Raw genomic sequence first — 25858 nt, 5'->3', positions numbered from 1 at the left:
GTCCTCACCAGATCTCGGGGCGGCGGTCTCCCCAGAAGCCGCCCACCGCGGCCTCCACCTGCGCCGACAGCGAGATGAGGGTGGCCTCGTCGCCGAACCGGCCGGCCAGCATCACCCCGATGGGCAGCCCCGCGCCGGTCCAGTGCAGGGGAAGGTTGACCGCCGGCTGGCCGCTGATGTTGTACGGCGCGGCGAACGGCGCGAACCGCTCCATGCGGTGGAAGGTCTCCTCGGGGTCCTCGACGTCCTCGAACCAGCCGATCGGCACGGGCGGCTGGGTGACCGTCGGGCTGAGGATCGCGTCGTAGTCGTTCATGACCAGGAACGCGAAGCGCGTCGCGGTCTGCAACGTCGCCTGGGCCTGCAGAAAGGCCGGCGCGGGGGTGGCGAAGCCCCGTTCGCGCAGCCACCGCGTCAGGGGCCGCAGCCTGGGCTCCAAGGACGGGTCGACGGGGTGCATGCAGGCGAAGCAGAACCACAGCCGCTCGAACTCGGCCAAGATGGAGCCGTCGAAGGCCGGCGGCATGTCGACGACCTCGTGGCCGAGCGACTCCAGCAGCCGCGACGCCTCCTCGTAGGCGGCCATGACCTCGGGGTGCACCTCGGCGCCCGGCACGACGGGGGTGGCGTTCCTGCCGATGCGCAGGCGCCCGGGCTCGCGACCGGCCGCTTCGAGGAAGCCGACGGGCGAGGGCGGCGCGTGGTACAGGTCACCCGGCTGGTTGTGCGCCATCGCCTCCAGCAGCGCGGCGGCGTCGGCCACGGTGCGGGCGATCGGCCCGTTGGTGGACAGGCCGGCCAGGTCGGGGACGACCGGCGCGAACGAGATGCGCCCGCGCGTGGGCTTGATGCCGTACAGGCCGCACACCGACGCGGGGATGCGGATGGAACCGGCCCCGTCGCTGCCCTGCGCCGCCGGGGCGAGCCCGGCCGCGACCGCCGCCGCCGCTCCCCCGCTGGAGCCGCCGGCCGAGCGCGTCAGGTCCCACGGGGTGCGGGAGGGGGGGCGAGACATCGGTCTCGGTGTAGCAGGGCAGCCCGAACTCCGGGGTGGCGGTCTTGCCGAGCATGATCGTGCCGGCGGCGCGGAGCCGCTCGACCACGCTGTCGTCCACGGGCGCGACGAAGCCCTCGTAGGTGGCCGAGCCGAAGCGGATGGGCACGTCCTTGACGAGGTTCAGGTCTTTGACCGGGATGGGGACGCCGAGCAGAGGCGGCAGGTCGGCGCTCTCCATGACCTGGGCCTCGGCCCGGCGGGCCTCCTCCAGCGCGCGCTCGGGGGTCGGGGTGACGAAGGCGCCGACGCGGGGGTCGAGCCGTTCGATGCGCTCGATGTAGTGCTTGGTGATCTCGACGGGGGACAGCTCCCGGGCTCGGACGGCCGCCGCCTGCTCCAGGGCTGTAAGATCATGTATGTGCGCCACGCTACGGCACAGTAGGGCCTGTGACCACGACTTATCTAGAGAGAAAAGAAAGAGATACCCGTCCTTCCGCCCTACAATGCGCGAACGCGGGGCCACAAAAATGTGAACTAGCCAACACTAGGCACACCCTTGGGCGTCAACTACCGTGAGTTACGTGGATTCCGGTCTAGAACCCGATGACGGTCACAATGGGTCACCCATCTGGGTGAGTGACCGCCCTGCGCAGCCGAGGTCACGGCCCGCCGCCCCGGAGGAGACCTACGCCCCGGTCGGTCGCGCGTCGCTGCTCGGTCTGCTCCAGCAGCCCAGATACCGGCATCTGCGCGTGCGCGCGCTGATCGCCGCCGGCGCCGGGCTGCTGGTCGGCATCCCGCTGTGGAGCTGGCGGCTCGGCCTGGTCGCGGCGATCATCGCCGCCATCGCCGACACGGTGTACCGCGCCCGCACGGTCTCCTCGGTCCCGCCCTGGCGCCGCGCGTCGGCCGCCGAGCGGCGCACCGAGGCGCAGTTGAGGAAGCTCGAACGCAACGGCTACCTCACGCTGCACGCCCGGGCCATCCCGAACAGCGACGCGCAGATCGACCACCTGGTCGTCGGCCCGACCGGCGTGTACGCCGTCGACTCCGAGAAGTGGGACAAGCGGCTCCCGGTCCGGGTGCAGTCGCACCGCAAGCTGTTCCACGGGCCGTTCAACCAGAAGCCCCGGCTCGACGAGGCGCGCTGGGAGGCCTCCCAGGCCGGCGAGCTGATCACCAAGGCCCTCGGCCGCGAGATCACCGTGGTGCCGTCCCTGGCCATCTACGGGCCCGCGATCCCGTGGAAGATCCTGAACATCCGCGAGGTGGACGTCTTCGACGGCTCCCGCGTCCGCAAGTGGATCACCAACCGCGAGCGCTCGCTGACCGGCGAAGAGGTCGAGGACATCTACGCCGTCGCCGAACAGGTGCTGCCGGCGCGTTATCCCGAATAACCGAGAAGCCGACCCGTCGAGAAGGTCCTTCGGGATTCCCGTCCCTGTTCCACCACTGCCCCCGGGGATCCCGAAGGACCTTGTCATGTCCTCCTCCGCCGCGCGGGTGTCCATGCTGTGGACGGCGGGTCTCGTCAGGCGGGCGATGGCCGTACCATTTGAAGACTCAGCAGTCGTCGGATGGGAGAACGGTCATGCCGGCCCTCAGATCTCGCACGGTCACTCATGGCAGGAACATGGCGGGCGCGCGCGCCCTGCTCAGGGCCACGGGTGTAGCCGGCGGGGACTTCGGCAAGCCGATCATCGCCGTGGCCAACAGCTTCACGCAGTTCGTCCCCGGCCATGTCCACCTGCGCGAGGTGGCCGAGGTCGTGGCCGGCGGCATCCGCGAGGCCGGGGCGATCCCGCGCGAGTTCAACACCATCGCCGTGGACGACGGCATCGCGATGGGCCACGGGGGCATGCTGTACTCCCTGCCCTCGCGCGAGCTCATCGCCGACGCGGTCGAGTACATGGTCAACGCCCACTGCGCCGACGCGCTGGTCTGCGTCTCCAACTGCGACAAGATCACCCCGGGCATGCTGCTGGCGGCCTTCCGGCTGAACATCCCGACGGTCTTCGTCTCCGGCGGGCCGATGGAGGCCGGCAAGACGCCGGGCCGCAAGCTCGACCTCATCGACCCGATGATCGCCGCGGCCGACGAGAGCGTCTCGGACGCCGAGCTGCTGGAGATGGAGGAGAACGCCTGCCCCACCTGCGGCTCGTGCAGCGGCATGTTCACCGCCAACTCGATGAACTGCCTCACCGAGGCGATCGGCCTGGCCCTGCCGGGCAACGGCACCACCCTGGCCACGCACAAGGCCCGCAAGGCGCTGTTCGAGCAGGCCGGCCGCCAGGTCGTCGAGATCACCAAGCGCTACTACGAGGGCGATGACGCGTCGGTGCTGCCGCGCAACATCGCCACCCGCGACGCCTTCGAGAACGCCATGGCGCTGGACGTCGCCATGGGCGGCTCCACCAACACGATCCTCCACCTGCTCGCGGCGGCCCGCGAGGCCGGCGTCGACTTCGGGCTGAAGGAGATCAACGAGCTGTCGCTGCGGGTGCCCTGCCTGTGCAAGGTCGCGCCCGCCACCGCCAAGTACCACGTGGAGGACGTCCACCGCGCCGGCGGCATCCCGGGGATCCTCGGCGAGCTCGACCGCGCGGGGCTGCTCCACCGCGACACCCACAGCATCCACGCCTCCACCCTCACCGACTACCTCTCCGCGTGGGACCCGAAGTCCCCGACGGTGTCGCAGGAGGCCGTGGAGCTCTGGCACGCCGCGCCCGGCAACGTGCGCACCGTCAAGGCCTACTCCCAGGAGGCACGGTGGGAGTCCCTCGACCTCGACCGCGCCGAGGGCTGCATCCGCGACTTCGAGCACGCCTACACCCGTGACGGCGGCCTGGCGGTGCTGTACGGCAACCTCGCTCCCGAGGGCGCCATCGTCAAGACGGCCGGCGTCGACGAGTCGATCTGGCGGTTCAGCGGGCCGGCCGTGGTGTTCGAGTCGCAGGAGGACGCCTCCGAGGGCATCCTCGGCAACAAGGTCAAGGCCGGCGACGTGGTGGTCATCCGCTACGAGGGTCCCAAGGGCGGCCCCGGCATGCAGGAGATGCTCTACCCGACGAGCTTCCTGAAGGGCAAGGGCCTCGGCAAGGCGTGCGCGCTGATCACCGACGGCCGCTTCTCCGGGGGAACCTCCGGCCTGTCCATCGGGCACGCCTCGCCCGAGGCCGCCGAGGGCGGCATCATCGCCCTGGTGGAGGACGGCGACCTCATCGAGATCGACATCCCGGGCCGCGGCATCGAGCTGAAGGTCTCCGAGGCCGAGCTGGCCGCGCGGCGCGAGCGCCTGCTGGCCGACCTCGGCCGTTACCGCCCGCGCGACCGCGAGCGGGCGGTGAGCGCCGCGCTGCAGGCGTACGCCGCGCTGACCACCTCCGCCTCCACCGGCGCCTCCCGCGACCTGTCCCAGCTCTCCCAGCACTGAGCTCCCCCGGTCCGGCGCCGAGACCACTCGGCGCCGGACCGCGAGCTCGCCTGGCGCCGTCTTGAACGGCCCCCGCCGGGGCGCGGGGGGTGGTGCGCGGGTCGACGACGCCGCGCCCACCGCGTCGGCGGGCAGGGCGGGGTTGCCCCACGGAGCGATGGCGTGGAGGGAAGGCCGCCGTCACCGGAGGGTGAACAACAGTCACCCTCTGGATGCCCGTGACAAGATCTGGTGTTCGAAAAATGTCGGTGTCGCGACGTAGTGTGGACCTATGGCCAACGTCACCACGCCGCTCCTGACGACCGCCGAAATCGCCGCTCTCGCCTTGTCCCTCGCCCATCTCGGCGAGGGTCCGCAGGCGCAGACCGCCCGACACGGGCTGCGCCGCGTGTTCGACAAGCTCGACCTCGACGACGACGTCATCGCGACGACCCTCGAAACGCTGACCACGCCACTGCCCCCCGATGTCGCCCGGCGCGCCCGCACCATCGCGGGCGCGGTCACCGGCCGGCAGGTGGTGCGGCTCCACTACCGCGACGCGGCCGGGCGGGTCACCTCCCGTGACGTCGAGCCGGTCACCTGCCTGGTCCACCGCGACCATTGGTATCTGGTGGGGTGGTGCCGCTCGAAGGGCGGCATCCGCGCCTTCCGCTTCGACCGCATCGTCGCGGTGGAGCCGACACTGGTGCCGTCCCGGCCGCACCGCGCCGAGCGCTACCTGCCGTTCCAGCGCCGCACAGCTCCCGAACGACGCCCCGGCGGCACCCTCACCCCCCTGAGAGGCCGCCGCCCGGCCTAGCGTTCAACTGCCGACATTCGCCGACTGCCCAGCGGCGCCGACTTGTCGGCGCCGCCTACGGCGCCCGGCCCGGTGAACGTTCGCAGACAGCGCACTGGCCGAACCGGTCACCAGGCGCGCTGTGGCCCAGCCGGGCCACGGCGCGACCGCCATCGTGACCGGTCAAGCGCGCTCGGCCGGCCGTCCTGGCGACCGGCGGGCGGGGTGGGAGTCAGCCGCAGCAACCGCCGCCGCAGCAACCGCCGCCGCTGGGGCGGGGGGCCGCGGCGCCGCCGGTGACGGCGACCGTGGACAGCAGCTTCACCGTGTCGTCGTGGCCCTGCGGGCAGACGGCGGCGTCCGCCGAGGCGGACATGGGGCGGGACAGCTCGAAGGTCGATCCGCAGGCGCGGCAGCGATAGTCGTAACGCGGCATGGCTCAAGGGTACGACGGCCGCCCGCCCGGCGGGCAGAGACCTCCTTTCGCACCGGTCAGGCAGGAGACACCCCTCGTGAGGCGGGGAGACACTTCCTCCCCCGGTCAGGCGGAAGATGCCCTCCCGCCCGTCCGGCGGCGAGATGCCTCCTGTCGCCGGTCAGGCCGGCATGACCCCCCTTACCGCCACGACGACCAGGGCACCCCCGTCGGCCGAGCTGGGTTCCTGCTGGTCAGGCGGGCATGGCCCCTGTTCCCGCCGGAAGGAACGGGGCACCTCCCGCCGACCGGGGGGGCTCCGCTGGTCAGGCGGCGGTCTCGGTGAGGTACGGGGCCCACTGGGGGTCGCCGTCGAGTTGGGCGCCGATGAGCCGCCAGTGGACGCCGTGCGGCACCACCGGGGCCACGCGCAACGTCCAGCCGATCTCCTCCAGGAGCCGGTCGGCCTTGCGGTGGTTGCACGACATGCAGGAGGCGACGCAGTTCTCCCAGGTGTGCAGCCCGCCGCGGGAGCGGGGCAGCACGTGGTCGATGGTCTCCGCCCGCAGGCCGCAGTAGGCGCACCGGTAGTCGTCCCTGCGCATGAGCGCGGCCCGGGTCAGCGGGATGCGGGACCGATAAGGAATGCGGACATATCGCCGAAGCCGGATGACCGATGGGACGTCGACCGTGCGCGAGGCCGACCGGAGCACGGCGCCCCGGCCGTCGCGGTGGACGACGTCCGCCTTCTCCCTGATCACGAGCACGACGGCCCGATGCAGGTTGAGGGTGGTGAGCGGTTCGAACGTGGCGTTCAGCAGCAGGACCTGGCGCATCAGCGGGCCTTCCCCGCCGTCAGCGCCTCCATCGGTTGGGATGTGCCACGGCACACCCCGGCTTGCGGCCCGTCGTCTTGGGCTCCGGATGCTTCCGTCACGTGCACCTCCGCCGGACGGCCCAGCGGATGGGTTCCACGGCACCGCCCTTCAGCAAGTGTGGCCTCTCGGTCGACTCTCCCGCCACCCCAATTAACGGTCGTGTCTTCCAGACCCCGCCTCCCGGTTTATGTCCGGTTCACCCCGCTAAGCAAACCTATTGGGGAAAGATCACTCCAGATCAGGCCAACATCCGCTCTGTCCGCCACCAGCGCAACGGAGCGGAAATGTTGGCCCACGTCGGGTAACGGGGTGTCATAGGCTCGCTCCATGACGCGAACGCCGTACCCGAAGGCACGCCGTGACGACGTGGTCGACGATTACCACGGCACGCCCGTGCCCGACCCATATCGCTGGCTGGAAGACTCCGAGCAGCCTGAGGTCAAAGAGTGGCTCGACGCACAAGGCGACCTGTTCGGCGAGGCGATGGCCGCGTCACCCGGGCGGGTCGCCTTCCGCGACCGCCTGACCGACCTGGTGCGCTCGGGCACCGTGGGCGCGCCGGTGTGGCGGGGTGAGCGCGGCTTCTTCATGCGCCGCACCCCCGAGCAGGAGCACGCCGTGCTCTACACGGCCGACCCCGGCGGGCACGAGCGCGTTCTGCTCGACCCCATGGCGCTGGACCCCTCCGGGTTGACCACCGTCGACTCCTGGCAGCCGGACAAGGAGGGCCGGCGGCTGGCGTACCAGATCTCCGTGGGCGGGGACGAGGAGTCGCGGCTGCACGTCGTCGACGTGGTCTCCGGCGAGCGCGTCGACGGGCCGATCGACCGGTGCCGCTACTCCCCCATCGCATGGCTGCCCGGCGGCGAGGCGTTCTACTACGTGCGCAGGCTCGCGCCCGGCGACGTGCCCGAAGGCGAGGAGCAGTTCCACCGGCGCGTCTACCTGCACCGCCTGGGCACGCCGACCCAGCAGGACGTCATGGTCCTCGGCGAAGGACTGGAGAAGACCAACTACTACGGCGTGGCGGTCTCCAAGGACGGCCGCTGGCTGACCATCTCGGCCTCCCGGGGCACCGCTCCCCGCAACGACCTGTGGACGGCCGACCTGTCGGCGTCCTCGATCGAGGCGCCGGAGCTGACCGTCGTGCAGCAGGACGTGGACGCGCAGACCAGCCTGCTGTACGGCCGCGACGGGCGCCTGTACGTCTTCACCGACCGCGACGCCCCCCGCTCGCGCGTCTGCGTGACCGAGCCGGGCGAGGCCGGGTACGAGAACTGGCGCGATCTCATCCCCGAGGATCCCGAGGCGGTGATGTCCGACTTCGCGATCTTGGATGACCTGGACCATCCGGTGATGCTCGTCGGCTGGACGCGGCACGCCATCAGCGAGATCACGGTGCACGACCTGGCCACCGGCGCCAAGGTCGGCCAGGTGCCGACGCCCGGCCTCGGCACGATCGGCGGCCTGCACGAGCGGCCCGAGGGCGGCCACGAGGCGTGGTTCGCCTACACCGACCACACCACCCCGACGTGCGTCCTGCGCTACGACGCCCGCACGCGCGAGACGACCCTGTGGGCGGCCTCGCCCGGCGCCGTGGAGATCCCGCAGGTCGACACCGAGGAGGTCGTCTACCGCTCGGCCGACGGCACCGAGGTCCACATGATCGTGGTCTCCAAGCCCGGCGACGGTCCCCGGCCGACCATCCTGTACGGCTACGGCGGGTTCGGCCTGCCGATGACCCCGGGCTTCTCCATCTCGACCCTGGCGTGGGTGGAGGCCGGCGGCGTCTACGCGGTCGCCCAGTTGCGCGGCGGCGGGGAGCAGGGCGAGCAGTGGCACCGCGACGGCATGCTCGGCCACAAGCAGAACGTCTTCGACGACCTGCACGCGGCCGCCGAGCACCTGATCGCCACGGGGGTCACCACCGCCGATCAGCTCGCGATCTCCGGCGGGTCCAACGGCGGCCTGCTGGTCGGCGCCGCGCTGACCCAGCGGCCCGAGCTGTACGCGGCGGTGGCGTGCGCGGCGCCGCTGCTGGACATGGTGCGGTACGAGAAGTTCGGCCTCGGGGCCACGTGGAACGTCGAGTACGGTACGGCCGACGACCCCGAGCAGTTCGGCTGGCTGTGGGGCTACTCCCCCTACCACCACGTCCGCGAGGGCGTGCGCTACCCGGCGACGCTGTTCATGGTCTTCGGCTCCGACACGCGCGTCCATCCGCTGCACGCCTGGAAGATGTGCGCCGCGCTCCAGCACGCCCAAGGTGCCGACGAGCGGCCGGTCCTGCTGCGCAACGAGAACGAGGTCGGGCACGGGGCGCGCGCGGTCAGCCGGTCGGTGGAGCTCATGGCCGACCAGCTCGCCTTCCTCGCCGAGCACACCGGCCTGACCGGCTGAGGTTCTCTCGCGGGACCGCTGAGGCGGGCCGCCGGACGCTCCGGCAGGCCCGCCCGTCCCCCCGTTCCAGCCTTGCCCCTTCGCCTTCACCGCCTTGGCCGCCTGGGTGCCTTGGCCGCCTTGGCGCCGGACCTTCGCCCGCCGGCGGCTCTCCCGGTGCGGGACGGCGCCCGGTCAGCGGGGGAAGACGATGGTCTTGTGCCCGTCGAGCAGAACGCGCTGCTGGGCGTGCCAGCGCACGGCCCGGGCCAGCGCCAGGCACTCCACGTCGCGCCCCATGGCGGCCAGGTCCTCCGGCGAGTGGGTGTGGTTGACCCGCGCGACCTCCTGCTCGATGATCGGGCCCTCGTCCAGGTCGGCCGTCACGTAGTGCGCTGTGGCGCCGATGAGCTTCACGCCCCGCGCGTGGGCCTGGTGGTAGGGCTTGGCGCCCTTGAACGACGGCAGGAACGAGTGGTGGATGTTGATCACCTTGCCCGAGAGCTTCGCGCACAGGTCTTCGGAGAGCACCTGCATATAGCGGGCCAGCACGACCAGTTCGGCACGGTAGTGCTCGACGAGGGTGAGGACCTCGGCCTCCTGGCGGGGCTTGGTCTCGGCGGTCACCGGCAGGTGGTGGTAGTCGATGCCGTACGACTGGGTGAGCGGGCGCAGGTCGGGATGGTTGGACACGACCGCGACGATCTCGATGTCGAGCAGCCCTGAGCGCACCCGGTAGAGCAGGTCGTTCAGGCAGTGGCCGAGCTTGCTCACCATGACCAGCACGCGCGGCTTGACGGCCAGGTCGTGCAGGCGGAAGTCCATGGCCAGGTCGGGCGCGAGCTCGGCGAAGGCCGCGCGCAGGTCGTCCTCCGGCAGCGAGGAGGTGAACTGGACGCGCATGAAGAAGCGCGCGGCGCCCTGGTCGCCGAACTGCTGGCTCTCGGTGATGTTGCATCCGCGCGCCGCCAGCAGCCCGGAGACGGCCGCGACCACCCCCGGCCGGTCGGGGCAGGACAGGGTCAGGACATACTCGGAGATCACCGGGCACCCACCTCTTCGCTCACGTTGAGGCAGATTACCGCTCCGGGGCGTCGTTGCCCCGGCGACTTCCTGAAGCTTTCCCCGCGACTTGCCCGACGGGCGCGGCGGACGCCGCCGGCCCACGCGCGGCGGGCCGGACCGATCCGCCGGGTATTAGGGACGTCAAACTCTCTTACGGTCACCCAGCTATAAGGTGGCGTAATCCGACGCGGGCGGTTGCCCGCCGTTGACCTGGGGCTTCATACCCTTTATGACGTGAAATGGGTCGACAGCAGGGGATTTGAGGTCGAGGCGCTGGTGGTGGGCAACCAGCCCTGCCTCCGCGTGAGCAGGGGGCGCCAGTACGTGGCCTACTATCCCGACGTCGCGGAACTGTCCCGGCACCTGGACCTGACCGACCTCGTCGTCACCGCCGAATGATCGCGGCCTGACCGCCCACCGGGCGCCGCCCCGGCGGCGGTGCTGCCGCCGGCCCTCACCGGCGAAGGCGTACAGTGGCGCCCGAAGGAGCGGGAAGGAGCCGGCGGGTGCTGAAGTGGGATGAGTTGTCAGCTGGGGAGAAGCGCGCGGCCGTCGCCCTGGCGGCCATGCTGCCCGGTTACATCAACGCCGTGTTCGTCGCCGAGCATCTGGCCGAGGCCATCGCCTGGCAGCGCGGTGAACTGACCGACGAGCAGCTCATGGAACGCACCGGCTGGACGTTCAACGCCACGCCCGAGCAGTACGCCGACATGGCGATGCGGTCGGCCGAGCGTGCCGGAGTGGACCCGGTGGAGTGGCTCGACGCGATGAAGGGCGCCTACGAGGAGCAGCGCGCCATCGCCGCCGAACTGCAGCGGCAGAGCGCCAGGAAGAGCGCCGACCGGCCCGACGAGTTCTGGGACATCATCAAGGCCAACACCTGGCCGGACGACCTCAACGGCCCCGACGACCTCGCCGGGCCGGACGATCTGCAGGGCCCCAAGGACGGCCGGTCCTAGGCGCCGGCCCGATGCAGATCAGCGATCGCCCCGCCGCCCGCGTCCTCTGCCTGGACGGATCCAGCCGCGTGCTGCTGCTGCGCTGGCGTGATCCGGTCGCCGGCGTGGTGTTCTGGGAGCCGCCCGGCGGCGGCATCGACCCCGGCGAGACCCCGCTGGAGGCCGCCCGCCGCGAGCTGACCGAGGAGACGGGTCTGCCCGGTGACGCCGTGGCCGACACGTGGGTCCCCGTGGAGCGCGACTACCACTGGCTGGGCATCCGCTATGTGAAGGTGGAGCGGTTCTACCTGGCACGCTTCGCCGCCACCACACCGAAGGTCGTCCCCGCCATGCTGACGGGCGAGGAACGCGACCTCCTCCTCGGGCACGCCTGGTTCGCCCCGGCGGATCTGGCCGCGCCGCCCGACCTGGTCGAGCCCCCGTCCCTGGCCGAGGTGATCACCCTGCTGACCGACGCGGCCGGACGGGAGTGACCGCGCCGGCCGGGGTCAGGCCTCGCTGAGGGCCTTCAGGACGTCGGGGTCGTGCGGGTCGAGGTCGTGGGCGCGCCGCAGATCGTCCACCGCCTCCTCCCGCCTGCCGAGATCCCTGAGCGCGACGGCACGGTTGTAGTAGAGCGCGGCGTCCTCCCCCAGCTCTATGGCCGTGGTCAGGTCGGCCACGGCGCCTTCGTCGTCCCCCGTCTCGTGCCGCAGCACCGCCCGGTTCGCCCAGGCGGAGGCGAGCCCGGGGGCGCCCGAGATGGCCCGGTCGAAGGCCGCCATGGCCACATCGTGCCGTCCCACCGCCGCTTCCAACTGCCCGAGGACGCACGACAGGTGCGGGTTGCCCGGGTCCAGGGCCAGCCCCGCCGTCACGTCGGCGCGCGCCTGCTCCTCCAAGCCGAGCTGGACGAGCAGCCCGGCCCGGTTGATGCGGGCGTCCAGGTAGCCGGGGTCGAGCTCCAGGACGTGGTCCAGATCGGCCCGCGCCCCGTCGAGGTCTCCCGTGGCGACGCGGAGCTGGGCGCGGTTGTAGTACCCCTCGGGCAGCGGCGGACTGAGCGCGATCGCCTCCTCGTAGTCGGCCAGCGCCGCCTCCGGGCGGCCCATCCGGTAGAGCAGATTGCCGCGGTCGAGGTGGTGGTCGGGGTAGGCGGGGTCGATCGCGACCGCGGCGTCCATCTCGGCCAGCGCTTCCACCGGCCGTCCCAGCATGCCGAGGAGCTGCGCCCGGTTGGCGCGCAGGACCATGCGGTGGATCGGGTGCCGTCCCGGCGGCAGGTCGCTCTCGGCCAGCTCGATGGCCTCCTCCACCAGGGCCAGCGACCTGTCGGTGTGGCCGCCGCGCATCTCGATCAGCGCCTTGCCGTTGAGGTCGAAGCCGAGCTTGAACGCCCGCACGGCCCGGTCGGGCAGCAGGCCGGAGATGGCGATGGCCTGGTTGATCCAGCCCCGCGCCCGGCCAAGGTCGCGCCGGGCCGGGTCGGGATGGCGCGCGTCGAGCATGGCCGTGCCGTACGCCACCGCCGAGTGCACCTCCGCGTCCACGCTCTGGCGGCGAGCCTCCTCGTACAGCTCGCGGGCCCGGTCCCTGCGCCCGAGGCCCGCCTGGGCGGTCGCCGTGCCCTGCAGCAGTTCCCACCATCGCCGCGTCTCGGGCTCGGCGAGCCGCAGGCCGCGCTCGCCGAGGTCGGCGGCCGCCTCCAGGAACCCCTCGCGCATGCAGTGCTCGTGCGCTGCCCACAGTGCTTCGACGCCGGCGCCGCGCGGGTCGCCGCCGTGTTCGCGGTGGTAGGGGATGGCGCCAAGGGTCCAGGAGGGCCGGCCGGTGGCGGCGAGTTCGTCGGCCCGCCGGTCGTGCATGCGGGCGCGCTCGGCCTCGGGCAGTGCCCGGTACGCCGCGAGCGCCCGCGGGTCGTCGAGCACGCCGTCCGAGGCGACGTAACCGGCCGCGGAGCCCTCCGGGCCCGCCGATGCGGATATTTCCGTGTTTATGTCATGACCATAGAAAAATTCCGGCGGAGGTTTACTGGAAAGCACGACAATTGTCAATCGACCGGGGTCCGAACGGCGCATAAGCGTGGCGATGAGTTCGCGGTCGGTGCCGTCCGCATCGTCCACGTTGTCAACGGCGATGACGGGCGGCGCCACCCCGCCGTCCCGTACGAATTCGGCGATTCCGTTCGCAATGCGCATGCTGCGGCGGGGCGCCGGGACCAGGATGCGCTCCTCGGCGGACAGGCGCGCGTCGAGGGGCTCCCGGCGGGCGACCACCCGATCACGAAGATCGGGCGCCGCCGCCCGGATCTCGGCCCCGTGCCGCGCCACCGCGTCAGAGCAGTGCTCCAACGCGGGCGGCAGCAGCCGGGCGAGCAGGGATCCGCCGAAGGTATAGGGGCCGCACAGGCGGCGATGGGCGTCGAACACCGGAACCCGGCGGGCATCCATGCCCAGGCCGGCCTGTGCGCCGAGGGCATGGAGCGCGCCGCGGCGGTCCCTGGAGCGTCCTCCGTGGATCCAGAGGTGGTGACCGGTGCGGCCGGTCACCCCTTGTGGATCGCGCTGGCGGATCCGGTCAGGTGGACCATACCCGGCTTGCGAACGACGATCTTCTTCATTGGGTGTCCTCCTCGGCTCCCAGGTGCAAAGAACCCATTATCAGGAGGAAAATCACCAATTTGCAAGCATTGAACATGATTTGTACTAAATAAGTGAATACATGTCGCTAATGAGTTAGTTGGGTGGACGGGCGGGCGGCGAGCGTCTTCTCGCCGTAAACAACCACGAGGCCTCCCCTGTCCTCTCTGCGCACTTCACGCCACCCGTACTTGCGGTACAGCTCCAGCGCCGCACCCTGCAGCAGGGTCGTGTCGCCGCGGAGCGTGCGGTAGCCCAGCCGGACGGCGGCCTCCTCCAGCGCCTCCAGCATCAGCGTGCCGAACCCGCGCCGCTGGTGGTCGGGATGGACGCGCAGCCGGCACATCTCGGCGGACCGCTCATCGACGCGCCGCAGCCCGCCCATGGCCACGACCCCGGCGCCTTCGACCTCCCCCACCAGGAACTCGCCGCGGTCGGCCAGGTAGACCTGGTTGATCCGCGGCATGTCGTCCTCGTAGTACACCCCGTCCCCCTCGGTGATGCCCACCTGCGCCAGACAGGTGCGATGGAGCTCCCAGACGGCTTCCCGATCGGACCAGCGATACCGCCTGAGCGAAAGCGTCATACATCGACCTCCGAGGTCGCGGAAGTGGAAGGCGGCGGCGAGGCGAGGATGTCCTTGAAGGTCTGCAGCCCGGCGATGTCACCGCATCTGGCGTGGATGTTGCGCGCGAGCTCGGTGGCACGGCGCAGGATGATGTCGGTGCGAAAGCTCTCGCCGACCTGCCGCACGGCCTCCATGCCCATGCGCAGCGCCTCGTCGCCGTCCCCCTCGAGCAGCCGGCAGTGCGCCTGGTCGAACCGGATCAACGTCTGGTCGAGCAGGTCCCCCTCGTACTTCTCCAGCGCCTGCTCCAGGATCAGGTCGGCCTCGATGGTCTGCCCGAGACGCGTCAGCGCGTCGCCCTGGTGGAAGTAGAGCTGGCGCTCGGTGTAGCCGAACACCGTGTCCTCCTGCTGGGCCGGCGTCATCTGGGCGAAGGCCGCCCGGGCCCGCGACAGCGCCCGCTTGGCCTGGTCGACGACGTCCTTCTTGCCCCCGGAGTTCGCCAGCATCGACAGCGCCCGGGCCTCCACGACCGGGGCCATGGCCTTGGCCGCGCACGGCGTCTGCCCGGCCAGGTCGCGGCTCTTCTTGGCCAGGCTGAGCGCCTCGCGGGGGTCGCCCAGGAACAGGGGGACCAGCGCCTCGCGAGCGGTGACCCAGGCGCGCAGCGCGCGGTCGCCGGTCTCGTCGGCGGCCATGCGCGAGGTGCGGAAGAACGACCGGGCCATCCGCTGGTCGCCGAGATCGATCATGATGATGCCGGCCAGGCCGGACAGCCGGGCGGCGAGGGCGCACAGGCGCTCCTGAAGGTCGATGGGCTGGTGGCGCTCCATCGCCTGGCGCACGGTGCTGAACTCCAGCAGCACGTCGCACAGTTGCCGCATCGGCGGCGTGTTCATGTACTGCCGGCCGAAGGAGGTCGCCGCCTCCTCCCAGTGGTCGAGCATGGCCGGCGACACGGTGGTCGACACGAGGGTCTCGTCCATCCGGCGGCGAATGCCGTCGGCGGCGCCGAGCACCGGAGCGCTCAACGTTCCGGCGGCACCCGCGCCGCTCGCGATGATCTGCAGCAGCGTCCTGCGTAACACGTTCTCGTCCTCCTCACCCCCGTCCGACGAGGGATCGCTGAGCGGCTTGATCCACAGCTCGCGCGATTCGGGGGGACTGTCGGATTCGGCCTCCTGCTGACCGCCACGTACGACGCCCGGCATCCGGTGGCCGTGGCCACAGATGCACGGGCCCTCGTATCCGAGGGCGACCGGCTCCACCCGGTAGACCGAGCACAGGTAATGGAGGTACTCCGGACCGGGGCGCTTCAGCCCGCTCTCGTAGGCGCTCAGAAGCGTCTCTCCGATGCCGGGCTGGGCTTTCCCGTCACGTTCGAACAAGGCGCGCACCTGTTCGATGACGTCGGCCAGAGCGATGCCATGGGCGAGACGGTGAGATTTGATTCGAGTTGTCCTGAAATGAGGAGAACACTCATCGAAAATCTCCTCGGCGATTCGGGCCGTAGTGCGCCCCACCGCCAGGCCGCGCGCCCGGGTTCGCCGCGCTAACTCCGTTTCCTTGTGCTGTCTGCCGGACATCCCGGCCCCTCTCTCGTGGCCAGTCGCCATCCTGGTCACCGACCCCGACCGGTCCCATCTGCGCGGACGCGGCCTCTTGCCGGTCAACCGCGTCTAACGAGAATGATGGACCAGTAATGACAGGACCTGAAAGGACGCTCGAACCTGCTGACATAGAATCGTCCCCCGCCGGGGACGTTCTTTCAACCCACTTGAAATATCCCCTTACCCGAGACGCGACCGAGCTTCGTTGACCCATCGGCACGGGTGAGTCAGATTTGGCCAACCAGCCTCGATTCACCGGCTGTGATCGCCGCGAATCGGTCTAGAGGAAGGCTCGAAGTGGACGACAGCTTCCAACACCTGGAACGCCTGGCCGACGAGCTCGACGCTCGGGGGCTGCTCGCCCGGGTGGTGCACACACAGTCGGGGCGGGCGTTCGTCCGCGTGATCAACCCCAACGCCACCAGCCTCGCCGAGAACGTCACCTGCCGGCCGCAGGCGACCCCCGCCTACTACTGGTGGTCGTGGGGAGAGCGCATGCACCAGGTCGACGATCCGGCAGGAGCGGCCACCAAGGTCGCCCGCGTACTGGCCGCGGTGAGCGAGTAGGACACGTGACGGACGCGGTGCAGCGCAGTCACCGCCGTCCGCCGTGGACACCGCGGCTCTTCGGGGTCGGCGGGGTGCCCGGTGCGGAGCGTCCGGCGTCCGTGGAGACACGGCCGCACGGACGCTGGGCATCCCGTCGGCTCCACCTCCCTGGCACGTGCCAGAACCATCGCCCGGCGGCGCCACGCGGCGCGCGCCGGCATCCCAGAGCAGCCATCGGGTCCGAGCCTTCATCCTGGCCCGATGGTGATCGGGGATCTCCCCGATCGGAAACGGAGCGGGGCGCGCTTCCGGGTGCGTGCCCCGTCCCGGGCCGCTCGTCACCGGGGTGCCCGGGCCCGCCCTCCGCGGCCCCGGGTCCGGGCACTCCCGTCTTCCCCGGCGTCACGTGACGGCGGCCGGGCCGGTCGGCGGAGTCAGTCGGTTCAAGTACCGTTCCGTCTAGGTCGAGGACCGATAATTGTCTCCGCCGACCGACCCGATCCGAGAGGTGCCCACCGCGTGTCCATGCTCGCCGTCGACCCCACCGCCCCACCGGCGTCCGACCTGTCTGTTCTGGCCGATATGGGCAAGCAGGTGGCGGGCACCTGTGTCAGCGCCGGCGGGGACGACGTGACGTGCACGTTCCTGCTCAACTGGCTGTCGCCCGGGTGGGCCTCCCCCCTCGCGTGGCTGATCAGCGTCGTCCTCATCGCGGTGTCCGCGCTGGTCGCGCGGGCGATCCTGCACCGGCTGATCGACCGGGTCATCCGGCGCGCGGCCGACGGCGTGCTGCCCGAGCGCCTGCGCCTGAGGGGCGGCACGAGCGTGGACGGCGCCGCGGCCCTGCTCACCGAGCGCCGCCGCCAGCGGGCCGAGACCCTCGGCTCCGTGCTGCGCAGCCTCATCTCCGTGATCGTCTTCGGCACCGCCGCGATGATGATCCTCGGACGGTTCGGCCTCAACCTCACCCCCATCCTCACCAGCGTGGGCATCCTCGGCGTCGCCGTCGGCTTCGGCGCGCAGGAGCTGGTCAAGGACTTCATCGCCGGCATGTTCATGCTGATGGAAGACCAGTACGGCGTCGGCGACATGATCGACACCGGCACGGCCGTCGGCACCGTCGAGGCCGTGACCCTGCGCATCACCCGCCTGCGGGACGCCGACGGGCGCGTCTGGTACGTCCGCAACGGCACGATCAACCGCATCGGCAACGAGTCCCAGGGCTGGTCGCGCGCCCTCGTCGACGTCCCGGTGGCCTACGACGCCGACATCGCCGCCATCCGCGACCTGCTCAAGAACGTCGCCGAGGAGGTCTGGGCCGACCCCGCCTTCCGTGACTCGGCGATCGTCGAGGAACCTGAGGTGTACGGCCTCGAGCAGATCTCCGACAAGGCGATGATCTTCAGGATCACCGTCAAGACGGTTCCCGCCCACCAGGCCGAGGTGGCGCGCGAGCTGCGCATGCGCGTCAAGTGGGCGCTCGACCGCGCGGGCATCACCCTCGCCGGGGTCTGAGTAGGCTGGAAGGCGTGTCCGCTACCCCTGCCGAGTCCATGTCCTTCTACGACGCCGTGGGCGGCTCAGAGGCCTTCGAGCGCCTCGTGCACCGCTTCTACCAGGGCGTGAAGGACGATCCGCTGCTGCGCCCCCTCTACCCCGAGGAAGACCTCACCGGGGCCGAGGATCGGCTTCGCATGTTCCTCGTCCAATATTGGGGTGGCCCCACCACCTACGGCGAGCAGCGCGGGCACCCGCGGCTGCGCATGCGGCACGCCCCGTTCGTGATCGGCGAGCCCGAGCGCGACGCGTGGCTGCGTCACATGCGCGACGCCGTGGACTCCCTCGAACTGCCCGACGACCTCTCCGCCAAGCTCTGGACCTACCTGCAGTACGCGGCCCACAGCCTCGTGAACGCATAAGTGGCCGCCTCGGGGGGCAGCCAAGGACGTGTGAAGAACTCCCCTTGGTGGCGTGATGCCGTCGTTTACGAGATCTACGTTCGCAGCTTCGCCGACGCCTCGGGAGACGGCGTCGGCGACCTCCAGGGGATCCGTTCCCGCCTGCCCTACCTCGCGGAACTCGGCGTGGACGCGATCTGGCTGACTCCCTTCCAGCCTTCTCCCATGGCCGACGGCGGGTACGACGTGGCCGACTACCGGGGCGTCGACCCGCTGTTCGGCACGCTGGCCGACTTCGACGCCCTGGTCGCCGACGCCCATGCCCACGGCCTGCGGATCATGGTCGACGTGGTGCCGAACCACAGCTCCTCCGCCCACCGGTGGTTCCAGGCCGCGCTGGCCTCCCCGCCCGGCAGCCCCGAGCGCGACCGCTACATCTTCCGCGACGGCGACGCGCCGCCCAACAACTGGACATCGGTGTTCAGCGGGCCGGCGTGGACCCGCCTGCCCGACGGGCAGTGGTACCTCCACCTGTTCGCTCCCGAGCAGCCCGACTTCAACTGGCGCAACCCCGCGGTCCACGAGGAGTTCCTGGACATCCTGCGGTTCTGGCTCGACCGGGGCGTGGACGGGTTCCGCATCGACGTGGCGATGGGCCTGTACAAGGACGCCGACCTGGCCGACGTGCCGCCCTCGGAGGAGGGGTTCCAGTCGCGTTCGCCCATCTGGAGCCAGCCCGAGGTGCACGAGGTGTACCGCGAGTGGCGCAAGGTGCTCGACTCCTACCCCGGCGACCGCGCCGCCGTCGGCGAGGTGTGGACCGACACCGCCGAGGACCTCGCGCTCTACGTCCGGCCCGACGAGCTGCACCAGAGCTTCAACTTCGCCTGGCTTGAGGCCCCCTGGTCGGCCACCGCCTTCCGGAAGATCATCGACGACACGCTGACTGCCGTCACCGCGCCCACCTGGGTGCTGTCCAACCACGACGTGGTGCGCCACATCACCCGTTACGGCGAGGGCTCGCTGGACCCCTCGGCCGGCCTCGCCCGCGGACGTGCCGCTCTGCTCGCCATGCTCGCCCTGCCCGGGTCGGCGTATCTGTACCAAGGGGAGGAACTGGGCCTCCCGGAGGTCAAGGACCTTCCCCCGGAGTCGCGCCAGGACCCGATCTTCGCCCGCTCCAAGGGCGAGCTGCTCGGCCGGGACGGCTGCCGGGTGCCGATCCCGTGGTCCGGCGACGCCCAGCCGTACGGGTTCTCACCCGGCGGCGCCGGCCCGTGGCTGCCCCAGCCGGCCTCATGGGCGGCTCTCACCGCCGAGCGCCAGGCCGGCGACCCCGCCTCCACGCTGGCGTTCTACCGCCGCGTCCTTGAGCTGCGCCGGTCGCTGCGGGGCACGCTGCCCGACGCCATCGCCTGGCTGGAGGCTCCCGGCGACGCGCTCATGTTCACGCGGGGCGAGCTGATCTGCGCCATCAACTGCGGCGAGGAGGCCGTCCCGTTGCCGCCGCACCGGGAGGTCCTGTTGTCCAGCGGCAACGGCGAGGGGACTTCCCTGCCCCCCAACACCGCCGTGTGGCTCCGCTCCGCCTGAACCGGGGAAGACCGGGGGCGGCATCAGACCGTCTCGGAGGTAAGCACGTCCACCTGGGTGGTAAAGAATCCAACCCAGGCAGGACGACCGGCCGGTGTGTGTCACCGGGGAGGAGATATCTCCACCACAGTACGGCGAAACCACATCACAGCTCGGCCGAGTGCTACAGATCTCCACCCACCGCTCGCCCCCGGTTCACCCCACCCCCACCCGGTGGAACGATTCCCACCCCGGTCTCGCTCACCCGGCCTCGCTCACCCGGCGTTCACTCACCGGGCGTCGCTCACGGAGCGAGCCGGTGCAGGTCACGCGGGAACAGCGCGACCTGGCGGACGTTCGGCACGTCGAGCAGGCGTGCCATGAACCGTTCGAGCCCGAATGCGAAGCCACCGTGTGGTGGCATGCCGTAGCGCATCGCGTCGAGGTAGCCCGAGTACGCCGACAGGTCGGTCTCGCCGCGCGCGGTCAGCGCTCGCACGTAGTCGGCGTACCGGTGCATCCGCTGGCCCCCGCTGACCAGCTCCAGGCCACGGAAGATCAGATCGATCGCGCGCGAGTAGCCGGGACGAGCCGGGTCCGGATGGGTGTAGAACGCGCGATGCGCGGTCGGGTAGCCCTCGACGAACACGAAGTCCGAGCCATGCTCGCGCAAGGCCCACTCGCCGATCCACCGCTCGTGCGCGGGCGCGAGGTCGGGCTCGCCGGTCACGTCCTCGCCGGTCGCCCTGCTGATCATCTCCAGTACGTCGGCGAAGTGCACCACCACGGGTTCGTCCGTCAGCGCGGGCATGGTGACGTCGAGAAGCTCAAGTGAGGCGCCGGCCGATGCCTGGATGCCGGCCAGCATGCCCCCGACCGTCGCATGGCACGCGGCGATGACGTCACGGTGGTCTTCCACGAAGCCCATCTCGGCATCGAGAGAGGTGTAGGAAGCCAGGTGGCGGGCGGTGTCGCTCGGCTCGGCGCGGAAGACCGGTCCGACCTCGTAGACCCGCTCCAGGACGCCGACCATCATCTGCTTGTAGAGCTGAGGGGACTGCGCCAGGTACGCCGGACGGCCGAAGTAGTCGAGCTCGAAGACGTTGGCGCCGCTCTCGGTGGCCGCACCCACGATCTTCGGGGTGTGGATCTCGACGAACGACATCGCCTCGAGCGCCGTGCGGAAGCCGCCGACCGCGGCCGCACTGATGCGGTGGACGGCGGCGAGCTTCGGGTGGCGCAGCGCGACCGGCGCGTAGTCCAGCATCGTCGGCAGGCTCGCGCGCAGGTCGGGCCGGTAGAGGTCGAACGGAGCCGGCTCGGCCGGGTCGGTCAATGCCTCGATCACCGGCGAAGTGATCTCCACTCCGCCCGGAGCGGACGGCTCGACGGTGACCGTGCCCACGACGGCGACCGTCGTCTCTTCCGGCAGGGTCTCAAGCAGAGCGCGGGCGGCCTTCTCGGACACGACGATCTGGGTCAGGCCGGCGGCGTCGCGCAGAATCAGGAAAGCGACCGACTTCAGCAGCCGGCGACGATGTATCCAGCCCGCGATGCGTACGGTCTCACCGACGTGTGCGGACAGCTGGGTGGACAGGATGCGTTGCATGGTGGTGGCCTCCTCTGGTCGCAACGCGTCCCCTGAGAGGCGTGGGCGAGCGGGATCCTCGCGGTACCACCACACCTTCACCACGCCGTCGTGCGGCGTGGCCTCTGCAAACCCGTGACGTGGGCGATTCGGCGGGACTCTACTAGACGCGAAGGTCGTTCTTCCCCGCAGCTCAGGAGGGTCTTCACGCCCCGGCCGGAGTCCGCCTTCGCAGCTGCCGGCGGCTCTCTCCGACTCCGGTGATCGAGGTGCTACTCGGCTCCGTCGTCGCTGTTGGACGCCATCTTACGCAAATCTGCGTTCGTCGATGAGAGGCGACAGCGTCCGCCAACGAGTTCGGCCGGCACATGGTGACCGATTCGCACCGATATGACGGTGAGAGATGGCAGCGTGCCATGCCTTGCTGGACGTCGGTCAGCGTCCCTGGCGGTCGTCGGATGTGAGCTGCTCTCGTATGGCCGTGCGGTTCACGCCCAGGTGGTCGAGCAGTTCGGCCACCGGGTCTGGTCTCTGCTGGGCGAGCAGCGCGAGGAGGAGCTGGTCGGGCCCTTCGGTGTTCCGGTTCTTGCGTGTCGTGGCCTTGATCGCCCGATGGACGGCGGCTCTGGCGCTGGTGCTGAGCGCTGTCGCCGGGACTGGGGGATGCCTACGTGGCCGGGTCTGCGGTGCCTGTCCCACGTCCAGCCCGATCGCGCGCAGCGCGGCGGCGTCCAGTTCGGCCACGGCCGCGCGGGCGGTGGCGTGATCGACACCGAGCGCCCGAGCGACTGCGCACCCGGGAGTGCCCAGCAGTCCGAGCAGCAGATGCTCGGTGCCGACCCGCCGGTCGCCGCGCTGCCTGGCCTCCTCGGCCGCCGCCTTCACGGCGGCGGCGAACGCGCTTCTCGCCGTCCCTGGCATCGCCGGTCCTCACTTCCCGTATTTGGCGTGTACGGACTGCCGTGACATGCCGAGCGCATCGCCGATCTGTTCCCAGGTCCACCCTTGCTCTCTGGCCAGCGTGACCGAGACGGCCTCGACCTGCTCGGCCAGCCGGTGCAGCGCGCCCACGGCGCGCAGCCCCAGAGCGGGGTCGTTCGACCTGATGCGGCTCGACAGTTCTTCCAGCTCCACCCTGTCAGGCTAGATTGACACCGGTCACTTTGTCAATCTAGCCTGACAAGCATGGACGAAGTAGTGATCGTAGGAGCGGGCCCCGTCGGGCTCATGCTGGCCTGCGAACTGAGCCTCACCGGGGTCCGCCCGGTCGTGCTGGACAAACGCACCGAACCCGGCGACCTGCCCAAGGCCAACGGGCTCGGGGGGCAGATCATCGAGTTGCTGGACCACCGAGGGCTGCTGGAGAGACTGAGCGCCGGCAGCCCGTTCGTCGGCGTCCCGCCCGGTTTCGCGTTCGGATCGGTCCCGCTGCGTCTCGCCGGCGTGGAGGGCATCCCGCTCCGCATGCTGATGATCCAGCAGCCCCGGCTGGAACGACTGCTGGGTGAGCGCGCGGCCGAGCTGGGCGTGCAGATCCGCTGGGGCCACGAGCTGACCTCACTCACCCAGGACGAGACCGCGGTGACACTCCATGGGCCGGGCTTCGAAAGGCTCGCCCGCTACGTGGTGGGCTGCGACGGCGGCAACAGCCGCGTCCGCGAACTGGCGGAGATCGGCTTCCCCGGCACCGTCGACGAGGAGGTGCTGTGGCTCGGGCATTTCACCACCGACACGACGACCGGCGTCTTCGACGACCCCGAGGTGGCCGGGCTGCGACCGGGCTGGAACCGCACGGGCAACGGACGCCTGCTTCTCACCTCGCTCCAGCCGGGCATCCACATCGTCGGCGTGCGGGAGAAGGGTGTGCGTCCGGCGGGCCCCGTCACGCTCACCGAGTTCCGGGCGGCCGTGGCCAGAGTGCTCGGCAGGGACCTGCCGCTGGGCGAGCCCGTCTGGCTGTCGAGCACGGTCGCGCAGGCCCGGCTGGCCGAAAGGTACCGGGCAGGCCGGGTCTTCCTGGCCGGCGACGCCGCCCATCTGTTCCCCGCAGGCGGTTCGGCACTCAACGTCGGGATGACGGACGCGATCAACCTCGGCTGGAAAGTGTCGGCCCGGCTCGGCGGCCGAGCGGGGGACGGCCTGCTCGACACCTACGAGTCCGAGCGCCGCCCTGCCGCCGAACGCGCTCTCCTACAGACGCGCGCCCAGGCGGCACTCGACCGCCTGACGGGCGAGGAGGGAGAGGCCTTGCGGACGCTGCTCGCCGAGGTCTTCGCCTACGAACAGCCGGTGCGCCACCTCGCCGAGTTGCTGCAGGGCTCCGACCTGTCGTACGAGAGGGCCGAACACCCTCTGGTCGGCCGCCTGGTCCCCGACCTTCGCCTGACCACGGACAGCGGCGAGCGCCGGGTGGCCGAGCTCATGCACGCAGGACGCCCCGTCCTGCTCGACCTGGGCGCGAACGTCACGCTCGACCAGGGCGGGGACGAATGGATCAACGTGGTCAGGGCCCGGTGCGACGATCCGCCCGCCGACGCCCTGCTGATTCGGCCCGACGGCCACGTGGCCTGGGCCGGCACCGACCAGCTCACGGAAGCGATCAGACAGTGGTTCGGGCCCACAGCCGCTCATGAATGACGTTCATTCCGCAGACGCTGCCACGACTCCTCCGGGGCAAGGAAACGCCACCCCGGTCCGCGACCGGATCGCGGACCGGGGTGGCAATGCCGCCCGCTCGCCTACGGCATCAGCCGCGGACCGTCGGTCCTCGCCTGTCCTGCGCTGACCGTCAAGCGCTGGGCGAGCGAGGCCGCGGTGCGCGACCTGCGCTCCCAGCCCCGTCAGGCGTGGGGTGTCAGTCGCGGGTGAGCTTGCGGTAGGTGACGCGGTGCGGGCGGGCCGCGTCGGCGCCCATCCGCTCGATCTTGTTCTTCTCGTAGTCGGCGTAGTTGCCCTCGAACCAGAACCAGTTCGAGCCGCCCTCCCACGCGAGGATGTGCGTCGCGGTGCGGTCGAGGAACCACCGGTCGTGCGAGGTGATCACCGCGCAGCCGGGGAACTCGAGCAGGGCGTTCTCCAGGCTGGACAGCGTCTCGGTGTCGAGGTCGTTGGTCGGCTCGTCCAGCAGCAGCACGTTGCCGCCCTGCTTGAGGGTGAGCGCCAGGTTCAGACGGTTGCGCTCGCCACCGGACAGGATGCCCGCGGGCTTCTGCTGGTCGGGGCCCTTGAACCCGAAGGCTGCGATGTAGGCGCGGGAGGGCATCTCGACGTGACCGACCTTGATGTGGTCGAGCCCGTCGGAGACGACCTGCCAGACGTTCTTGGTCGGCTCGATGTTGCCGCGCCCCTGGTCCACGTAGGAGATCTTGACGGTGTCGCCGATCAGGATGTCGCCGTTGTCGGGCTTCTCAGCCTGCATGATCATGCGGAACAGGGTCGTCTTACCGACGCCGTTCGGGCCGATGATGCCGACGATGCCGTTGCGCGGCAGGTCGAACGACAGATCCTCCATGAGGAGCCGGTCGCCGAAGCCCTTGGTGAGGCCGGTCGCCCGGATGACCGTGGTGCCCAGGCGCGGGCCCGGCGGGATCTGGATCTCTTCGAAGTCGAGCTTGCGGTACTTGTCGGCCTCGGCGGCCATCTCCTCGTACCGCTGCAGACGCGCCCGGCTCTTGGTCTGCCGAGCCCTGGCGTTGGAGCGCACCCACTGGAGCTCCTCCTCCAGGCGCTTCTTGCGCTTGACGTCCTTCTGGCCCTCGACCTTCAGCCGGGCGGCCTTCTGCTCGAGGTAGGTCGAGTAGTTGCCCTCGTACGGATAGCAACGGCCTCGGTCGAGCTCGAGAATCCACGTCGCCACGTTGTCCAGGAAGTACCGGTCGTGGGTGACGGCCAGGACGGTGCCGGGATACTTCTCCAGGTGCTGCTCCAGCCACTGGACGCTCTCGGCGTCGAGGTGGTTGGTGGGCTCGTCGAGCAGCAGCAGGTCGGGCTGCTCGAGCAGCAGCTTGCAGAGGGCGACGCGGCGGCGCTCGCCACCGGACAGCTTGGTGACCTCGGCGTCCGGCGGGGGGCAGCGGAGGGCGTCCATCGCCTGCTCGAGCTGGCTGTCGACATCCCACCCGTTGCGGTGGTCCAGCGCCTCCTGCAGCTTGCCCATCTCGTCGAGCAGCTCGTCGCTGTAGTCCGTCGCCATGAGCTCGGCGATCTCTTCGAACCGGGCGCGCATGGCGAGCGTCTCGGCGACGCCCTCCTGGACGTTGCCCAGAACGGTCTTGGACTCGTTCAGCGGCGGCTCCTGCTGCAGCATGCCGACGGTGAAGCCGGGCATCAGCCGGGCATCGCCGTTGGACGGCTGCTCGATGCCGGCCATCATCTTCAGCAGCGTGGACTTACCAGTGCCATTGGGGCCCAGCACACCAATCTTGGCTCCGGGCAGGAAATGCAGCGTGACGTCATCAAGGATGACCTTGTCGCCGTGCGCCTTGCGGACACGCTGCATCGTATAGATGTACTCGGGCATGCTCCTAAGAGTAGGGGATTCCGCCATCGGAG

23 protein-coding genes and 1 pseudogene are annotated in these 25858 nt (G+C 70.5%); 12 read left to right on the top strand and 12 right to left on the bottom strand.

Translation table 11 applies throughout. The features are described from left to right. Positions 1 to 4: 4 nt before the first annotated feature. Positions 5 to 1015: an amidase gene (locus tag ABZT47_RS32305; RefSeq protein WP_354850620.1), complete on the bottom strand. Its 1011-nt coding sequence runs from the start codon at positions 1013 to 1015 to the stop codon at positions 5 to 7. Positions 1016 to 1067: 52 nt separating this feature from the next. Beyond that, positions 1068 to 1424: pseudogene (locus ABZT47_RS32300) on the bottom strand (amidase family protein); the annotation flags it as partial. 205 nt (positions 1425 to 1629) lie between these two features. Here ABZT47_RS32300 and ABZT47_RS32295 point away from each other — a divergent pair. The 3 genes from ABZT47_RS32295 to ABZT47_RS32285 all read left to right on the top strand — a co-directional run bounded on the left by ABZT47_RS32295 (position 1630) and on the right by ABZT47_RS32285 (position 5229). Continuing rightward, positions 1630 to 2394 carry a nuclease-related domain-containing protein gene (locus ABZT47_RS32295; protein ID WP_354850617.1) on the top strand — a complete coding sequence of 255 codons (765 nt, stop codon included), beginning with the start codon at positions 1630 to 1632 and terminating at the stop codon, positions 2392 to 2394. Between the two features lie 194 nt (positions 2395 to 2588). Then, positions 2589 to 4430 carry a dihydroxy-acid dehydratase gene (gene ilvD / locus ABZT47_RS32290; RefSeq protein ID WP_354850614.1) on the top strand — a complete coding sequence of 614 codons (1842 nt, stop codon included), beginning with the start codon at positions 2589 to 2591 and terminating at the stop codon, positions 4428 to 4430. A gap of 271 nt (positions 4431 to 4701) precedes the next feature. Continuing rightward, entirely contained in the window at positions 4702 to 5229 is a 528-nt protein-coding gene (locus ABZT47_RS32285; RefSeq protein ID WP_354850611.1) for a WYL domain-containing protein, read from the top strand. A gap of 211 nt (positions 5230 to 5440) precedes the next feature. On the opposite strand, the gene ABZT47_RS32280 is transcribed toward ABZT47_RS32285, so the two are convergent. Both ABZT47_RS32280 and ABZT47_RS32275 read right to left on the bottom strand, forming a co-directional pair. Next, positions 5441 to 5644, bottom strand: coding sequence for a zinc ribbon domain-containing protein (locus ABZT47_RS32280; RefSeq protein WP_354850608.1), 204 nt, complete (start codon positions 5642 to 5644; stop codon positions 5441 to 5443). 305 nt (positions 5645 to 5949) lie between these two features. Further along, positions 5950 to 6459 carry an HNH endonuclease gene (locus ABZT47_RS32275; RefSeq protein WP_354850605.1) on the bottom strand — a complete coding sequence of 170 codons (510 nt, stop codon included), beginning with the start codon at positions 6457 to 6459 and terminating at the stop codon, positions 5950 to 5952. A 369-nt stretch (positions 6460 to 6828) separates the two neighbouring features. Between ABZT47_RS32275 and ABZT47_RS32270 the strand changes: the two genes are divergently transcribed. Further along, positions 6829 to 8901 carry a prolyl oligopeptidase family serine peptidase gene (locus tag ABZT47_RS32270; protein ID WP_354850602.1) on the top strand — a complete coding sequence of 691 codons (2073 nt, stop codon included), beginning with the start codon at positions 6829 to 6831 and terminating at the stop codon, positions 8899 to 8901. 174 nt (positions 8902 to 9075) lie between these two features. On the opposite strand, the gene purU is transcribed toward ABZT47_RS32270, so the two are convergent. Continuing rightward, the gene (gene purU / locus ABZT47_RS32265) at positions 9076 to 9921 is read right to left on the bottom strand and encodes a formyltetrahydrofolate deformylase (RefSeq protein ID WP_354850747.1); all 846 of its coding nucleotides are present in this window, start codon (positions 9919 to 9921) and stop codon (positions 9076 to 9078) included. A 258-nt stretch (positions 9922 to 10179) separates the two neighbouring features. On the opposite strand from purU, the gene ABZT47_RS32260 reads away from it, so the two are divergent. The 3 genes from ABZT47_RS32260 (at position 10180) to ABZT47_RS32250 (ending at position 11377) form a co-directional block, all read left to right on the top strand. Then, positions 10180 to 10344: a hypothetical protein gene (locus ABZT47_RS32260; protein WP_354850600.1), complete on the top strand. Its 165-nt coding sequence runs from the start codon at positions 10180 to 10182 to the stop codon at positions 10342 to 10344. Between the two features lie 107 nt (positions 10345 to 10451). Beyond that, on the top strand, positions 10452 to 10904 hold the full coding sequence (locus ABZT47_RS32255; RefSeq protein ID WP_354850597.1) for a hypothetical protein: 453 nt from the start codon (positions 10452 to 10454) through the stop codon (positions 10902 to 10904). Positions 10905 to 10915: 11 nt separating this feature from the next. Beyond that, positions 10916 to 11377: an NUDIX domain-containing protein gene (locus ABZT47_RS32250; protein ID WP_354850594.1), complete on the top strand. Its 462-nt coding sequence runs from the start codon at positions 10916 to 10918 to the stop codon at positions 11375 to 11377. 15 nt (positions 11378 to 11392) lie between these two features. Here the strand turns inward: ABZT47_RS32250 and ABZT47_RS32245 are convergent, their stop codons facing one another. The 3 genes from ABZT47_RS32245 to ABZT47_RS32235 all read right to left on the bottom strand — a co-directional run bounded on the left by ABZT47_RS32245 (position 11393) and on the right by ABZT47_RS32235 (position 15487). Further along, positions 11393 to 13432 (bottom strand): tetratricopeptide repeat protein, encoded by a 2040-nt coding sequence (locus ABZT47_RS32245; RefSeq protein WP_354850592.1) that lies wholly within the window; start codon positions 13430 to 13432, stop codon positions 11393 to 11395. A gap of 178 nt (positions 13433 to 13610) precedes the next feature. Then, entirely contained in the window at positions 13611 to 14108 is a 498-nt protein-coding gene (locus ABZT47_RS32240) for a GNAT family N-acetyltransferase (RefSeq protein ID WP_354850590.1), read from the bottom strand. Continuing rightward, on the bottom strand, positions 14105 to 15487 hold the full coding sequence (locus tag ABZT47_RS32235; RefSeq protein ID WP_354850587.1) for an XRE family transcriptional regulator: 1383 nt from the start codon (positions 15485 to 15487) through the stop codon (positions 14105 to 14107). Before ABZT47_RS32235 ends, ABZT47_RS32240 begins: the two co-directional genes overlap by 4 nt. A 510-nt stretch (positions 15488 to 15997) precedes the next feature. Between ABZT47_RS32235 and ABZT47_RS32230 the strand changes: the two genes are divergently transcribed. The 4 genes from ABZT47_RS32230 to ABZT47_RS32215 all read left to right on the top strand — a co-directional run bounded on the left by ABZT47_RS32230 (position 15998) and on the right by ABZT47_RS32215 (position 19740). Continuing rightward, complete coding sequence (locus ABZT47_RS32230) at positions 15998 to 16267, top strand: hypothetical protein (RefSeq protein ID WP_354850584.1); 270 nt, start codon at positions 15998 to 16000, stop codon at positions 16265 to 16267. Positions 16268 to 16774: 507 nt separating this feature from the next. Next, positions 16775 to 17764 (top strand): mechanosensitive ion channel family protein, encoded by a 990-nt coding sequence (locus ABZT47_RS32225; RefSeq protein ID WP_354850744.1) that lies wholly within the window; start codon positions 16775 to 16777, stop codon positions 17762 to 17764. Positions 17765 to 17778: 14 nt separating this feature from the next. After that, complete coding sequence (locus ABZT47_RS32220) at positions 17779 to 18168, top strand: globin (RefSeq protein WP_354850582.1); 390 nt, start codon at positions 17779 to 17781, stop codon at positions 18166 to 18168. A gap of 30 nt (positions 18169 to 18198) precedes the next feature. Further along, a complete protein-coding gene (locus tag ABZT47_RS32215; RefSeq protein ID WP_354850579.1) occupies positions 18199 to 19740 on the top strand; it encodes a glycoside hydrolase family 13 protein in 1542 nt (513 codons plus the stop codon). 283 nt (positions 19741 to 20023) lie between these two features. Here the strand turns inward: ABZT47_RS32215 and aspS are convergent, their stop codons facing one another. The 3 genes from aspS to ABZT47_RS32200 form a co-directional block, all read right to left on the bottom strand. Next, the gene (gene aspS / locus ABZT47_RS32210; RefSeq protein WP_354850576.1) at positions 20024 to 21328 is read right to left on the bottom strand and encodes an aspartate--tRNA(Asn) ligase; all 1305 of its coding nucleotides are present in this window, start codon (positions 21326 to 21328) and stop codon (positions 20024 to 20026) included. A gap of 414 nt (positions 21329 to 21742) precedes the next feature. Next, positions 21743 to 22228, bottom strand: coding sequence for a Clp protease N-terminal domain-containing protein (locus ABZT47_RS32205; RefSeq protein WP_354850573.1), 486 nt, complete (start codon positions 22226 to 22228; stop codon positions 21743 to 21745). 9 nt (positions 22229 to 22237) lie between these two features. Continuing rightward, the gene (locus ABZT47_RS32200; RefSeq protein WP_354850570.1) at positions 22238 to 22441 is read right to left on the bottom strand and encodes a hypothetical protein; all 204 of its coding nucleotides are present in this window, start codon (positions 22439 to 22441) and stop codon (positions 22238 to 22240) included. A 51-nt stretch (positions 22442 to 22492) separates the two neighbouring features. On the opposite strand from ABZT47_RS32200, the gene ABZT47_RS32195 reads away from it, so the two are divergent. Further along, positions 22493 to 23944, top strand: a complete 1452-nt coding sequence (locus ABZT47_RS32195) for an FAD-dependent monooxygenase (RefSeq protein ID WP_354850567.1) — start codon at positions 22493 to 22495, stop codon at positions 23942 to 23944. Positions 23945 to 24161: 217 nt separating this feature from the next. Here ABZT47_RS32195 and ettA read toward each other — a convergent pair whose 3' ends face one another. After that, entirely contained in the window at positions 24162 to 25826 is a 1665-nt protein-coding gene (gene ettA / locus ABZT47_RS32190) for an energy-dependent translational throttle protein EttA (protein WP_354850565.1), read from the bottom strand. Positions 25827 to 25858: the final 32 nt, after the last annotated feature.

It is taken from the genome of Sphaerisporangium sp. NPDC005289 (genome assembly GCF_040607455.1).
GTDB lineage: Bacteria > Actinomycetota > Actinomycetes > Streptosporangiales > Streptosporangiaceae > Sphaerisporangium > Sphaerisporangium rhizosphaerae.
The sequence above is the reverse complement of the archived record's forward strand: the minus strand, read 5'-3'. Positions and strand labels throughout refer to the sequence as shown.